Raw genomic sequence first — 14,316 nt, 5'->3', positions numbered from 1 at the left:
ACGATTAGTCTGGCGACGTCGGCGCCGCGACTATTTCTTCGCGTCCTTCTTCGTGTTCTCCGCCGCGACCTCTTCGGCGACCCCAGGCGGCAGTTTGACGCCAGTGGCGAGCTGCGCGCCGAGCGCGATGGCGCGGGCTTCCGTCAGTATCAAGGCGCAATAGCCGAAATCCGGCTCGCGCGCATAGGACCGGCACACTTCCTCGCGCCAGGAGGAGAAGCCCGCCTGCTCCTTCACAATGAAGTCGCGGATGGCTTTTTCCTTCTTGTACTGATCGTAAAGCGCGCGGAACGTGCTTCGCACCGTCTTCTCGACGCGCGCGCGGGCGCCGAGCATCTCTTCCCCCTTCTTGGGGTCGATTTCATCCGCGCTCATCCCCCAGAGACCCTCGGGATCGGCGCGGCAACCCGCGTCCTTCAGTTCACAAGCCTTGCCCTCGTTGGTGACGAGAATCGCGCCGTCGAGAACGTCGAACGTGAAAGCGCAGGCTGGAAATGAGATCTGATAGCGCCGCAATCCGGTCTCGCTCTGGCGGGCCGTGAGCTTCAACGGCGTTCCGGCCACTTCGACTCGGCAGGCTTCGCCGGAGCGCCGCAAATCATCCCCGACGAGCGTGAGCTTGGCGACCTGCAGGTCCGCTCCGGCGCGCGAGAATTCAATGGCGCTTCCCTCGCCATCGCGTTTGATGATTTTCCCGACGATCGCGTCTTCGGCGGGCGCCTTCGGCATGATGGCCGGCCCCGCGGCCGCTCCCATCTCGCCGCCGACGCTTCTTTTCTTTGCTTGTCCGGGACTGGCGACCGTCCCTTCGGGAGTCGGGGCGACCGCACCCGGGAGAACAAGCTGCGCTCTGGCCGGCGCGACGCTCAGAGCAAGCAGCGCCGCGGCCCCGAGAACGCAAGCGCGACGCGCGGTCAGAGTGCGAATCCAAGATTTAAACATAGCGATCGCCACCCCTCGGCCGCAGCCCGGCCCTGCCCTTGCGGCGAGACGCGCGCTATCGAGGCGCCAGCACCATCACCATCTGCCGTCCTTCCATGGACGGTTCGAGTTCGACTTTGGCCAACGTGGCGGTCTCAGCCTTCACGCGGGACAGAAGCCGATAGCCAATGTCCTGATGCGCGATTTCGCGGCCACGAAAGCGAAGGGTGACCTTAACCTTGTCGCCTTCTTCGAAGAAGCGGCGCACCGCTTTCATTTTCACGCCGTAATCATGGTCGTCGATGCCGGGCCGAAGCTTTATCTCCTTAACCTCGACGACTTTCTGTTTTTTGCGGGCCTCGGCGGCCTTCTTTTGTTCGGCGAAGCGAAAACGCCCGTAATCAAGAATTTTGCAGACGGGGGGCGTGGAATTGGGCGCGATCTCGACGAGATCGAGTCCCGCCGCTTCGGCGATGCCCAGCGCGTCCGGCAATTGGATGACGCCGTGATTTTTCCCCTCGGAATCGATTAGCTGCACTTCTCGCGCGCGAATTTCCCGATTGATGCGCGGCCCTTCCTTCTGGGGGGCTGCGATGCTCTTCATTGGACGGCGAATGGATCATCTCCTTCTCTTGGTCGAAAGCCGGCCGCTGAGCCAAAGGCGCAAAACAGCGACCGCCGGACGCAGGGGTCCGGGACCATTGAACAGATTCCCATGCCAGCGCGCCAAGTCAACCATTACTGGCCCCCACACGCTGCTTTTTGCGTCCTCGAGCGCTGAATATTTTAAAGCAAGCCCAAAATCAGCTCGTTAACTTTTTCCGGCGCGTCTTCGGGGGTCCAGTGCGACACGCCTGGCAGCCGCTCGATCCGGAGATGGCGAACATAGCGTTCCGTGCCGTCAAGACAGGATTCGCCGAGCGCCGCATCATTAAGTCCCCAAACCACAAGCGTCGGCGCATCTATCGGCGCCTCGAGGTCTTCCGCCGCCAGAATGTCGCGGCCCGCGGCGCGATACCAATTGAGCATGGCGCGGGCCGCGCCCGGCGCCGCGACATTGGCGCGGTAGATATCCATCGCCGCTTTCGAAAAAACGCCGTCCCGGCCTGCGGCCCGTTCCATCAGCCACGCGGCGCCCGCGCCGCGCCGCGCGGACAGCAGCCGTTCAGGCAGCCAGGGCAGCTGAAAGAAGGCCGCATAGGCGGACTTCAGCTTTTGTCTCCATTCCTGTTCGAGCGCGCGCCGGAAGCACAGGGGGTGCGGAATGTTCAGAATGACGAGAGCGTCAATCTTCCGCAGCTTGCGAATGGCGACGACCCAGGCGAGGAAACCGCCCCAGTCATGGCCGACAAGCGAGACCGAGGCGGGATTGGCGGCGTCGATCAATCCCGCGACGTCGGCCGTCAGCGCCTCGAGGGAATAGGCGTCTTTCTCCACGGGGCGCGTCGTGGCGCCATAGCCGCGCTGATTGACCGCCCAAACGCGATATCCGGCGGCGGCGAGCGGTCCGACAAGATGACGCCACATGACGGCGTGCTGGGGAAAGCCGTGCAGGAGCAGCGCGAGCCGATCGCCCGCGCCGGCCTCGAAAACCTCGAACTCAATTCCGTTGGCCGGAACAACCAGGCGACGCGCTCCGAGCAGAGTCGCCGCCGCCGACGTCACATCTGGCCTGCTAACGCCGGGCAACTCGGACAGGGCGATCCCCCCGCCATCGCGGCGCAGCTCTCCGCAGACTCGCCGCCAGCGGTGGGTCGCGCGATGAGCGACAACTGGCGCTCGACATGGGCGCCGCCGCACGCGGGGCACTCGGGGGTCTCGTCGAAACGCGACAGAGTTTCGAACTGATGCGCGCAGTCACTGCAGCGATAGGCGAAAAGCGGCATTTGTCCCTCGGATCCGCCGAATTGACGATCCGCCGATTTTACCGGGCGGCGCGCGGCGCGCAAGGCGGCGATTCGACATAGGCGAGCATCCAGCCCGCCCGCCGTGCGACGGCGGGATCGCCGCACGCCGCTCGAACCCGCAGCTCCTCTCGCAAGCCTGGGTGGTTGACCTTTGCGGCCAGTCGGCAATAGCGCCGAAATTCCTGCGACGCGCGCCGCTCGACGATCGAGAGAGCAACCGCGCGCAGGCGCTTCGCCTGATGCTCGGTCAGCGCCATGCGGTTGATGAAACGAATGAGATCGGCCTTGGCGTAGCCAGAGCCAAAAAACATAGGATCGGCTTCAAGAAAGCGAATCACGCCCTCGAGTCCACGCGCGTCGCCTGCTTTCAGTCGTTCGATATCCTCTCCGAAATCACCCGGATAGGCGAGGCGCAGTGCGTCACGAAAGCGGGCGATCGCCGCCTTCCAGGCGATCGTGGCAGGATCGTTCTCGTCATTGCGATTCTTGAGTCGCGCGAAAGTGCGGCCGATTTCCTGGTGCGCCGCGCGCGCCGTCGCCGCCCGCTCCTCGTAATTGAAGCTCCATTTCTTCCCCATACTCTGCGAATGCCCGACCCATGAGGGAAAATATGCGTTTTGACGCACATAGAGGAGATAGCCCGCGCGTTCGCGCTGGCGCGCTAGATTCCGTGCAACGATTCGGATTGGAGAAAATCGGATGACCTATCGCGCGCCGCTCGACGACATTGTTTTTGCGCTTCGCCTCGCGGCCGGCGACGGCGCGATCGAGGCCGATGGCGTCTACCGCGATCTCGCCGACGGCGTCGCCGAACAGACGTTGGCCGAGGCGGCCAAATTCGCCGAACAGGTTCTGCTGCCGCTCGATCAGATCGGCGATCGCATCGGCGCGACATACGCCAATGGCGCCGTCACGACGCCTCCCGGCTGGCGTGAAGCCTATGCGCAATGGCAGGATGGCGGCTGGAACGCCATCGCGGCCGGCGAGGATTATGGCGGGCTGGATCTCCCTGCCCTGCTCAACGCCGGCTGCACGGAGATCTGGAACGCCGCCAACATGGCGTTCGCCGTTTGCCCGTTGCTCGGCCATGGCGCGATCGAGGCGATGGAGGCGCATGCCAGCGACGCGCTGAAGGAAACCTATCTGCGCAGAATCGTCAGCGGCGAATGGACCGCGACGATGAATCTCACTGAGCCCGGCGCCGGCTCCGATCTCGGATTGATGCGCACGCGCGCCGAACGCGCGCCCGACGGGTCCTACCGCCTGTTCGGCCAGAAGATCTTCATCACCTATGGCGAGCACGATCTTGCGCCGAACATCGTGCATCTCGTCCTTGCGCGCCTTCCCGACGCGCCCGCCGGCACGCGCGGCATATCGCTGTTTCTGGCGCCGAAATTCCTGCCCGACGAAACGGGCGGCTCCACGCGGCGCAACGATGTGCGGTGCGCCGGCATCGAGCACAAGCTCGGAATCCATGGCTCGCCGACCTGCACCATGATCTATGGCGATGAGGGCGGCGCGGTCGCTTATCTCCTCGGCGAGGAGAACAAGGGCCTCGCCTGCATGTTCACCATGATGAACAACGCCCGCCTCTCCGTCGGGCTGCAAGGCGTGGCGCTCGCCGAACGCGCGACGCAAATGGCGCTCGGATACGCGCGCGAGCGCAAGCAGGGCCGCGCGCCCGGCGCCAAGGAGACGAGCGCGATCATCGAGCATCCGGACGTCGCGCGCATGCTGCTGACCATGGCGAGTTCAACGGCGGCGGCGCGGGCGATTTGCTACGAGACGGCCGCCGCGATCGATCGCGCGCATCGCGACAGCGATCCCGCGCGCGCATCGGCGGCGCATGAGCGCGCTTCTCTGCTGACGCCCGTCGCCAAGGCGTTTTCGACCGATATCGCCAATGAGACGACGTCGCTCGCCGTGCAGGTTTTCGGCGGCATGGGCTATATCGAGGAGACCGGCGTCGCGCGGCTCATGCGCGACGCGCGCATCTGCGCCATCTACGAAGGCACGAACGGCATTCAGGCGATCGATCTCGTGACGCGCAAGATCCGCGGCGGCGACGGCGTGGCGCTCGCGCGCGAGATCGACGACATGCGCGCCATCGCGAGCGAAGCCGATGTCGCGCGCGAGGCGTTGCGCGAGTCTGTCGAAGCGCTGGCGCAGGCGAGCGCGTTTCTCCCGAAAGCCGAACTCGCCGGCGCGCTCGCCGGCGCGACGCCCTATCTGCGCCTCTTCGCGCTGGCGCGCGGCGCGACGCTGCTCGTCAAGGGCGCGAAACGCGCGCGGCGCGAAGCCAATGCGCATGCGGCGCGCTACGCCGCGCTTGCCCGCTTCTTTGCCGAAAATATCGTGATCGCCACGCCTGGATTGGCGAAAAGCGTGATCGACGGCGGCGCTTCGGTGAACGAGTCGCATGCGGCGCTTGGGGAGTGAACCTCGCTATCAGCGCGCGACGCCCCCTCCCCAGCCCTCCCCCGCTTCTCGGGAGAGGGAGCAGGCTGCGCCCGTCATCCACATTTCGCCGAAGGCCAGAAACTCCGTTTCGCGAAAGGCTGATCGTTAGGGTCCCCTCTCCCATCCGAAGTCGGCTGTTGCCGACTTCGGCGTCGATGCGCAAACCGGGAACACCCGGTTTGCGAAGCGGGGGAGGGACAGGGAGGGGGTCAGGCGCCGATGAACTCCCGCAGCGTTCCCTGCTGCGCGTCGCTCATATGAAGCCCGAGCTTGGAGCGACGCCACAGAATGTCGTCGGCGGTCCGCGCCCATTCTTTTTCGCGCAGATAGGCGATCTCCGCCTCGGTGAGGCCGCAGCCGAAGTCGCGGCCGAGATCGCTCAACGCGCGCGCATCCTTCAACATCTGAAAGACGCGCGTTCCATAGGCGCGCGCAAGGCGCAGCGCCAACGCATCGCCAAGAAAGGACTTGTCGCGTTTGAGATCGGCAAGAAAGCCGTCGAAGCCTTGCGGCATGTCGCCGCCGGGAAACATCGCGTCCGCCGTCCAGGGCTCGCCATGCGCGGCAAGAAAGCGCGAGAGTTCACTCAGCGCATGTTCGGCGAGCCGGCGCGCCGTGGTGATCTTGCCGCCGAAGATCGACAGCGACGGCGCCGAATCTTCCGGCGCATCGAGATCGAAAGCGTAGTCGCGCGTCACGACCGACGCATTCAGCGCCCCGTCGTCGTAAAGCGGCCGAAGCCCCGCGTAGCTCGACGCGATGTCGTCGCGGGTCGCTGGAACGCGCAAGAAATGATTGAGCGAATTGAGGAGATAGTCCGTCTCTGCGTCGCTGATCGCCACGGCGCCGGGCGGAGCGTCATAGGAGACGTCCGTGGTGCCGACAAGCGTGAAGCCTTGCTCATAGGGGATCGCAAAGACGATGCGGCCATCAGGGTTCTGCAGAATATAGGCGTGCGCGCCCTCGAAGAGCTTGCGCAGAACGAGATGCGAACCTTTCACGAGCCGCACATGTTTGCGCGACGGGATGCGCAGCGCGTCTTCGATCACCTGCGACACCCAGGGACCGGCGGCGTTGACCAGCGCGCGCGCTTGAATCGTCTCGCCATCCGCGAGCGTCGCCCGCCAGCGGTCACCCTGTCGCGCTGCGTGAACAAGCTTAGCGCCAACGCTGATCGTCGCGCCGCGTTCCGCCGCGTCGCGCGCGTTCAACACGACGAGGCGCGAATCGTCCACCCAGCAATCGGCGTAAGTGAAGCCGACGTGGTAAGCGGCGCGCAGCGGCGCGCCGAGCGCATCCTGCGAAAGCGTCACCATGTGCGAGGCTTCGAGCTGCCTGCGGCGGGCAAGGTGGTCGTAAATGAAAAGTCCGAGACGCAGCAGCCAGACGGGCCGCAGCCCCTTCTCATAGGGCAGAACGAATTTTAACGGCCAGATGATGTGCGGCGCGGCGGCGAGCAGCAGTTCGCGTTCGGCGAGCGCTTCATGCACCAGGCGAAATTCATAGAGCTCGAGATAGCGCAGACCGCCGTGGATGAGCTTCGTCGAGGCGGACGACGTGCCCTGCGCGAGATCGCCCTGCTCGACGAGTCTGACGGCGAGGCCGCGGCCGGCGGCGTCGCGGGCGATGGCGCAGCCGTTGATCCCGCCGCCGACAATGAGCAGATCGTAGAGCATGGCCGTCCTCGATTCGGAACGGCCATGACTATAGCCTTATGCCTGCGGGCGGCTCGCCTGCTTGTACCGCGCGCCGCCATTGGCGCGCCGCTTCTGGCCGTTGTTGGCAGGCCCGTCGGCGCGCTTCGGGGCGGGACGCTGCCCATCGCGCCGAGGATGCTGCGCGCCGTTTCGATGCGGCGCCGGCGAATTCGGCCTCTTGGGCGCCGGACGTGCGGAGTCGCCGTCATCCTGGCGGGCGCCTTCGGCGCGCCGGTCAGTGAACTCAAGCGTCTGACGCGTCAGCTTTTCGATGGCGCGCAGCAACGGCCGCTCGCCATTGTCGCAAAGCGAAATCGCCTGACCGGTCGCGCCGGCGCGCGCCGTGCGGCCGATGCGATGCACATAGGCTTCTGCAACTTCCGGCAATTCGAAGTTGACGACATGCGTGACGCCGTCGACGTCGATGCCGCGCGCGGCGATATCGGTCGCGACAAGCACCCGCGTGCGGCCCTTGCGGAAACCGTCGAGGGCGCGCAGCCGCTGGCTCTGGCTCTTGTTCCCGTGGATCGCGTCGGCGCCGACGCCGGCGCTCTCCAGATGCTGCGCGACGCGATCGGCGCCGCGCTTGGTGCGCGTAAACACGATCGCGCGCGAAATCTCGCGGTCGTTCAACAGTTCCACCAGCAGGTCGCGCTTGGCGCCGCCAGAAACCAGATAGACATGTTGCGAGACACGCTCAGCGGTGGTCGCCGCCGGCGTCACCGAGACTTTCGTCGGATCGCGCAGCATGTCGTCCGCGAGCGCGGAGATCTCGCGCGGCATTGTCGCCGAGAACAGCAGCGTTTGGCGTTGCTTCGGCAATTTCGCGACGATCTGGCGGATCGGAACGATAAATCCGAGATCGAGCATATGGTCTGCTTCGTCGAGAACGAGCACTTCGGTCGTCCCGAGCTTCAAACGGCCGCTGCCGAGATGGTCGAGCAGACGCCCAGGCGTCGCCACCAGAACGTCGAGGCCGCGCGCCAGCATCTCATTTTGCGGACGATGCGACACGCCGCCGACGATGACGCCGACGCTTGGGCGAAAGAAATGCCCGTAAGAGCGGAAACTGTCGGCGATCTGCGCCGCGAGTTCGCGTGTCGGCGCGAGAATCAGCGCGCGCGCCGTGTTGGGCGCCGCACGCCGCTTATCGGCCAGCAGCCGGTGCAGGATCGGCAGCGCAAAGGCCGCCGTCTTGCCGGTGCCGGTCTGGGCCACGCCGAGAAGGTCGCGACCTTGCAGGAGCGCGGGAATGGCCTGCGCTTGGACCGGCGTCGGCGTGGTGTAGCCTTCGCGCTCAAGCGCGCGCAGCAGGATCTCGTTCAAGCCGAGATCAGAGAATGTCATCACTTCGATTGTTGCTTTCAGTTGTCGATTCGAGCCACGAGAACCGGCGCGGAGAGCGCCAGCTCAGGACCAAAAAAGAGTCGGCCCCGCGTAACGGGCCTCGGCGTGGGAAAAGGGGGCGCTCGACAGCTCGTCGACGAAAACGTCAACCTACGCGGCTGGAGCGCCTCATGCTGCGGCGCAGCGCAGTCTTCATACAGGAGCGTCGCCTCAGGGTCAACATTCCGCAAGACCGCGGCGTCGGCCGCGACAAGCTTCCTCCGGCCTTCTATAAGCCGAGCAGCGGAACGCCAATGGATTTAGGCCATGAACGCCATTGCAAATTTCGACGGCGCGGAAATTCTCAATACGTTTGTGTCGCTGCTCGTGGCGTTCGTTCTCGGGACCGCGATCGGCGCGGAGCGCCAGTATCGGCAGCGCACCGCCGGGTTGCGGATTAACGCTCTCGTCGCGCTCGGCGCGTCCGCTTTCGTCGATCTCGGCATGCGGCTCATGGGCAATCAGGGCGCGACCCAGGTGCTGGCCTATGTGGCGTCAGGCGTTGGGTTTCTCGGCGCTGGCGTGATCATCAAGGAAGGCATGAATATCCGCGGACTGAGCACAGCGGCGACCGTCTGGTGCTCGGCGGTGACCGGCGGCTTCGCCGGCGCCGACCGTCCGGCGGAAGCCCTATTGCTCGCGGGTTTCGTGCTCGCTGGCAACACCCTCCTTCGACCGCTTGTGCGTCTGATCGAACGTTCGCCGATCGACGAAACCGCGACCGAAGCGATCTATGACGTCCGCGTCACGGCGAGCGAAGCCCGACGCGACGCCATTCGGGACACTTTGATCGAGCGGCTCGAAGCCGCCTCTTATCCGATCCAGGACATTGCTGAGAACGAGCGCGAAGACGACGTCGAGATCGTCGCGACCCTCGCGACGTCCAGCGCGACGGGCGAACAGCTTGACGCCGTGGTCGAGGCGCTCGCTGCGCTCGACGGCGTCTCCCACGCGACCTGGTCTTCGCGCACGAGCGATTGAAATCGCGCCGAGAGCAGGCGGCGCCGCCCTCGCCCCGCGGTTCATGATTTTTGACCGAGAGCGGACGTTCCCCGTCAAGGCTTAGGCAACGGTGTTTGCGATTCGGAATGCTCTTCCGCTGGCGCGCTGCATGGCCTAATGGCTACCCAAACTTTCCTTCCCGGGTCCCCTGCACACATGATTCGTCTCGAAAACATCAGCAAACAGAACGGTCACCAGATCCTCTTCATCGAGGCCTCCGCGACGCTCCTGAAGGGCGAGAGGGTTGGCCTCGTCGGTCCCAATGGGGCCGGCAAGACGACGCTTTTCCGGATGATTACGGGACAGGAGCACCCCGACGAGGGCCAGGTGGCCGTCGATCGCGGCGTGACCATCGGCTACTTCAATCAGGACGTCGGCGAAATGTCGGGGCGCAGCGCCGTGTCCGAGGTGATGGACGGCGCCGGTCCGGTCAGCGCGGTGGCTTCCGAGCTGAAGCAACTGGAGGACGCCATGGTCGATCCCGACCGGGCGGACGACATGGACGAAATCATCGAGCGTTACGGCGAGGTGCAGGGGCGCTTCGAGGAACTGGACGGCTACGCCCTGGACGGCCGCGCGCGCGAAATCCTCGCGGGCCTGAGTTTCACGCAGGAGATGATGGACGGCGACGTCGGCGCCCTGTCGGGCGGCTGGAAAATGCGCGTGGCGCTCGCCCGCATCCTCATCATGCGCCCCGACGCCATGCTTCTCGACGAGCCGAGCAACCATCTCGACTTGGAAAGCCTGATCTGGCTGGAGGAATTCCTCAAAGCCTATGAGGGCGTGCTGCTGATGACGTCGCACGACCGCGAGTTCATGAACCGCATCGTCACGAAGGTGGTGGAAATCGACGGCGGAACATTGACGTCCTATGCCGGCAACTACGTGTTCTACGAGCAACAACGCGCGCAGAACGAGAAGCAGGCGCAGGCGCAGTTTGAGCGTCAGCAGGCAATGCTCGCCAAGGAAATCAAGTTTATCGAGCGGTTCAAGGCGCGCGCATCGCACGCCGCGCAAGTGCAGAGCCGCGTGAAGAAGCTCGAGAAGATCGACAGGGTCGAGCCGCCCAAGCGCCGTCAGACGGTGTTGTTCGAATTCCCGCCGGCGCCGCGCTCCGGCGACGACGTGATCACCCTGAAGAACGTGCACAAAAGCTACGGCGCCCGGAGAATTTACGAGGGACTGAACTTTCAAGTGCGCCGCAATGAGCGGTGGTGCGTCATGGGGGTCAACGGCGCAGGCAAATCCACGCTGCTGAAATTGGTGGCGGGCTCCTCGCTGCCGGACGACGGCGCCGTCGCCCAGGGCGGCAGCGTGAAAATGGGCTATTTTGCGCAGCACGCCATGGAGGTGCTGGACGGCGAGCGCACCGTGTTCCAGTCGCTGGAGGACTCGTTCCCTCAGGCAGGACAGGGCTCGCTGCGCACGTTGGCCGGCTGCTTCGGCTTCTCCGGCGACGATGTGGAGAAGAAATGCCGGGTGCTGTCGGGCGGCGAGAAAGCGCGACTTGTCATGGCGAAAATGCTTTACGACCCGCCGAACTTTCTCGTGCTGGACGAACCCACGAACCATCTGGACCTGGCGACCAAGGAAATGCTCATCACCGCGCTGTCGCAATATGAGGGCGCCATGTTGTTCGTCTCCCACGACCGGCGCTTCCTGGCCGCGCTATCCAATCGGGTGCTGGAACTGACGCCCGACGGCGTTCACGTTTATGGCGGCGGCTACACGGAGTATGTGGCGCGCACGGGCCAGGAGGCTCCCGGCCTCCGTAGCTGACGACAGCGCGCACGGCGACAAGAGCTCGCATGGCGCTCAGCCGACGTGAAGCACACGCCCGGACTCATCTGCTCAGGTTGGTAACTCCGAGGCGAACAAATTTTCCAGTTCTGAGATCTTGATCGGCTTAACAAAATGCCGGTCAAATCCAGCCTGGGCGCTTCGCTCAAAGTCCTCGGCCTGGCCCCACCCCGACAACGCCGCGATGAACAGCGAATCTCCGCCGGGAAGCTGTCTGATCCTCCGGACAGTCTCGTAACCATCCATCCCGGGCATGCCGAGATCGACAAAGACGATGCAGGGCTGAAATTTCGGGATCACTTCCAGCGCCTCTGCCCCGCCAGGAACGACCTGCACCTCCATCCCGAAGGAGGCGATCAGTTCGCCAGTGAGTTTGCCGACAAGGTGGTCGTCGTCCACGACCAACACCTTCGTCTGGGCCGCGCGGCGCTCATTTGTATCTTGCGCGGGTTCAACGTTCGACGCCTCCGGCGCTTCGCTCAATGGAAGCCGAACAATGAACTCGCTGCCCTTATCCGCGCCACCACTTCGGGCTTCGATTGCGCCTCCGTGCAGCGTTACAAGACTGCGGGTGAGCGATAGACCGACGCCAATCCCGCCTTGAGCCCTTCCGAGATTGCGATCGACTTGGGTAAAGATGTCGAAAATGCGCGTGATCATTTCGGGCGGAATGCCGACGCCCGTATCCTTAACGATGACCACCGCGAAACGACCGTCCTGCGTCACCGTGACGTCGATCGCGCCGACGTCCGCTGTATATTTTGCCGCGTTGTTGAGAAGATTCGAAAAAACCTGACCGAGTCGAATGGGATCCCCCTCGATGAAAAGCTCTGTCGAGGGCGCGTAAAATTGTTTGCGATGTTTCCCGGCCTGAAGTTTGTCGGCCCCTTTTTCGAACACTTCGCGCACGAGCGCGACAAGATCCACGCGCTCCTTGTGAAGCTCTAACTTGCCGCGGCTGATGCGCGAAACTTCCAGAAGGTCGTCGACGATACGCGTGAGCTGTTGAGTTTGCCTCTCGATCGCCGATAGCATGTCGTCGTCCCTGTCGGCGGAGCGACGCTTCTTGATGTGAACCGCCGCGGAAATCACAGCGAGAGGATTGCGCAACTCGTGGGCCAGCACGGCGAGGAACTCGTCCTTGCGGCGATTGGCGGTCTGCAGCGCTTCCAGCGCATCGCGAATGCCGTATTGCAGTCGACGGGCGTCAATCGCGTTCTTGAGCGCGCTGATCAGCGAGCGCTTCTGCGCAGGGCGTTCGATGAAGCCGATGCTAGGGCGCTTTTCGAGCTTTCGTAGCAACGCCAGGTCTTTTTGAGCGTGGCCGCGGGCGAGAAGCAACACGACGGGCAACTGAGACCACGCCGGTTCTAGACCGATCAAATCATCCCAGGTCACCGCGCGATCGCTCGGCAATGCCTCTTCCGCCATAAGAACGCAGCCTGCGCCTTTCGCGATCTCTTGGCGCAGTTCTTCTTGGTTGCTGCAAACGTAGCAGGAAAGACCGCTATGATTGAGCAAGCCTTCGGCGAGGGCGGCGTCGCGTCCCGTTGGCGTCAAAATCAGAACGCGCAGGCTATCCTCGGCGCTCGGGCCGACATCCGCTGCGCTACTCTCCGTCATCATGGAATCGAAACGATGGACTCAGGATGATACACAGGCGTCCCCGTCAGGACGCCGGTAAAGCCTGTGAGCGGCTCGCTGACGTCGACGCCCCCCGCTCTCATCGTCAGTTTCCGGATCGTGTGCTCATGCTGGCCGCTACGCTTTTTGACGATCGACAAGGCCTTGTGCAGCGCGCCGTTAAGCTCGAAATAACGAAGCAGGAACACATTGTCGGCCAGGAAGCTGAAGTCCAGCGGCGAAGAGAGCTCCGTTCCGAAAATTCCGTGCTGGGTCAGGGTCATGATGGTGACAATCTGACGACGGCTCAGAAAGGAGAGCAACTCCCGGATGTGAAGAACAACACTCGGTTCTTCCATCGCGGATTGCAGATAGCCGTTCAGCGTGTCGATCCCGACGAGCTTCACGTCCCGCTTCTCGACTCGATCCACGACCAGGTCGGCGATCTCACCGACGCTCAGTTCGGCCGGATCAAGATGCCTGAGTTCAATGCGGCCGGCTTCGACTTCAGCGCGCATGTCTAGGCCCAATCCCTCGCTGCGGCCGATATAGCTCTCCTCGCTCTCGTCGAATAGAAAAAGGGCGCATTTCTCGCCGCGCTTGGCCGCGGCCATCGCGTAGAGCGATGATATGGTTGATTTTCCGACGCCTGCAGGCCCCGCGATAAGCGTGTTCGAACCCCGGGGAAGCCCCCCGCCGACAAGCGCGTCAATCTGTGCGTTGCCGGAGCCGAGCGCCGGAGCCCCCACGAGGCTCGAAAAGCTCTGTGCAACGAGGCGAGGATGCACGGTCAGCCCTCCGGTGGCGATCGTTACGTCGTGTGAGCCGCTCACATAGCTGCAGCCGCGCAGTTTGCTCACGCGCAATGCGCGCCGGTCGGCCCCGTACGAAGACTGTTTTTGCCGCAGTTCGATGATGCCGTCCGACATAGTTTTGCTGCGGAGATCCTTTTCCGTCGTCGACGCTTCGTCCAGCATCACCGTCGTGCAGTCGCGCGCCGCCATGAAGTCGCGAATACGTTTCAGTTGGCGCCGATGGAAGGCCGCCGTGGGCGCGACAACACGCAGACTCGAGATCGTATCGAGCACGAGCAGCTTTGGTTTCAACCGTTCGACTTCGGAAAAAAGATGGTCGAATGTCTCGCCGATCTCGACCTCCGCTTCCGGGAAGAGCGTGTAATCGAGCCCCTCTTCCGCGCTGGGCGGCTCCGACAGGCCCGTGATATTGATCCCCTCGAGACTCCATCCGTGCGATGCGGCGATCGACCGCAACTGTTGCGGCGACTCGGCGCTCGTCGCGAGGAGGCAGCTTTCCCCCGCGCGGACCGCCTGGATCAGCAACTGGAGCCCCATGGTCGTCTTGCCGCTGCCGGGCGCGCCTTCAACGAGAATAAGAGCGCAGCGCGGAAGTCCGCCGTTAAGAACCCTGTCGAGCCCCGGAACGCCTGTTGCAAAACGCGGGGTTGTCTCAATCGGCACGGACACTGTGGCGCTCCCGATAATCGCGAGTGTTCATCTTAC

12 protein-coding genes are annotated in these 14,316 nt (G+C 63.9%); 3 read left to right on the top strand and 9 right to left on the bottom strand.

The window, feature by feature from the left end:
- Positions 1 to 30: 30 nt before the first annotated feature.
- From IYY11_RS18985 to IYY11_RS18965, 5 genes are all read right to left on the bottom strand, one after another.
- Entirely contained in the window at positions 31 to 942 is a 912-nt protein-coding gene (locus tag IYY11_RS18985) for a hypothetical protein (protein ID WP_196405288.1), read from the bottom strand.
- A gap of 55 nt (positions 943 to 997) precedes the next feature.
- A complete protein-coding gene (infC, locus tag IYY11_RS18980; RefSeq protein WP_018408763.1) occupies positions 998 to 1,525 on the bottom strand; it encodes a translation initiation factor IF-3 in 528 nt (175 codons plus the stop codon).
- A gap of 182 nt (positions 1,526 to 1,707) precedes the next feature.
- On the bottom strand, positions 1,708 to 2,586 hold the full coding sequence (locus IYY11_RS18975; protein WP_196405287.1) for an alpha/beta fold hydrolase: 879 nt from the start codon (positions 2,584 to 2,586) through the stop codon (positions 1,708 to 1,710).
- Positions 2,583 to 2,807, bottom strand: coding sequence for a zinc ribbon domain-containing protein (locus IYY11_RS18970; RefSeq protein ID WP_196405286.1), 225 nt, complete (start codon positions 2,805 to 2,807; stop codon positions 2,583 to 2,585). The genes IYY11_RS18975 and IYY11_RS18970 overlap by 4 nt, the downstream gene beginning before the upstream one ends.
- 38 nt (positions 2,808 to 2,845) lie before the next feature.
- The gene (locus tag IYY11_RS18965) at positions 2,846 to 3,406 is read right to left on the bottom strand and encodes a hypothetical protein (RefSeq protein ID WP_196405285.1); all 561 of its coding nucleotides are present in this window, start codon (positions 3,404 to 3,406) and stop codon (positions 2,846 to 2,848) included.
- 121 nt (positions 3,407 to 3,527) lie between these two features.
- Here IYY11_RS18965 and IYY11_RS18960 point away from each other — a divergent pair, with 121 nt between their 5' ends.
- Positions 3,528 to 5,267 (top strand): acyl-CoA dehydrogenase family protein, encoded by a 1,740-nt coding sequence (locus tag IYY11_RS18960; protein WP_196405284.1) that lies wholly within the window; start codon positions 3,528 to 3,530, stop codon positions 5,265 to 5,267.
- Positions 5,268 to 5,497: 230 nt separating this feature from the next.
- Here IYY11_RS18960 and glpD read toward each other — a convergent pair whose 3' ends face one another.
- Positions 5,498 to 6,964 carry a glycerol-3-phosphate dehydrogenase gene (gene glpD, locus IYY11_RS18955; protein ID WP_196405283.1) on the bottom strand — a complete coding sequence of 489 codons (1,467 nt, stop codon included), beginning with the start codon at positions 6,962 to 6,964 and terminating at the stop codon, positions 5,498 to 5,500.
- Between the two features lie 36 nt (positions 6,965 to 7,000).
- A complete protein-coding gene (locus IYY11_RS18950; protein WP_196405282.1) occupies positions 7,001 to 8,332 on the bottom strand; it encodes a DEAD/DEAH box helicase in 1,332 nt (443 codons plus the stop codon).
- A 306-nt stretch (positions 8,333 to 8,638) separates the two neighbouring features.
- Here IYY11_RS18950 and IYY11_RS18945 point away from each other — a divergent pair, with 306 nt between their 5' ends.
- Both IYY11_RS18945 and IYY11_RS18940 read left to right on the top strand, forming a co-directional pair.
- A complete protein-coding gene (locus tag IYY11_RS18945) occupies positions 8,639 to 9,352 on the top strand; it encodes an MgtC/SapB family protein (RefSeq protein ID WP_196405281.1) in 714 nt (237 codons plus the stop codon).
- Positions 9,353 to 9,529: 177 nt separating this feature from the next.
- Positions 9,530 to 11,152, top strand: coding sequence for an ABC-F family ATP-binding cassette domain-containing protein (locus tag IYY11_RS18940; RefSeq protein ID WP_196405280.1), 1,623 nt, complete (start codon positions 9,530 to 9,532; stop codon positions 11,150 to 11,152).
- 72 nt (positions 11,153 to 11,224) lie between these two features.
- Here IYY11_RS18940 and IYY11_RS18935 read toward each other — a convergent pair whose 3' ends face one another.
- Both IYY11_RS18935 and IYY11_RS23495 read right to left on the bottom strand, forming a co-directional pair.
- Positions 11,225 to 12,799, bottom strand: coding sequence for a hybrid sensor histidine kinase/response regulator (locus IYY11_RS18935; RefSeq protein ID WP_196405279.1), 1,575 nt, complete (start codon positions 12,797 to 12,799; stop codon positions 11,225 to 11,227).
- Positions 12,796 to 14,280, bottom strand: a complete 1,485-nt coding sequence (locus IYY11_RS23495; protein ID WP_312029754.1) for an ATPase domain-containing protein — start codon at positions 14,278 to 14,280, stop codon at positions 12,796 to 12,798. Before IYY11_RS23495 ends, IYY11_RS18935 begins: the two co-directional genes overlap by 4 nt.
- Between the last annotated feature and the right edge of the window lie 36 nt (positions 14,281 to 14,316).

This window comes from Methylocystis sp. H62, assembly GCF_015709515.1.
Lineage (GTDB): Bacteria > Pseudomonadota > Alphaproteobacteria > Rhizobiales > Beijerinckiaceae > Methylocystis.
The sequence above is the reverse complement of the archived record's forward strand: the minus strand, read 5'-3'. Positions and strand labels throughout refer to the sequence as shown.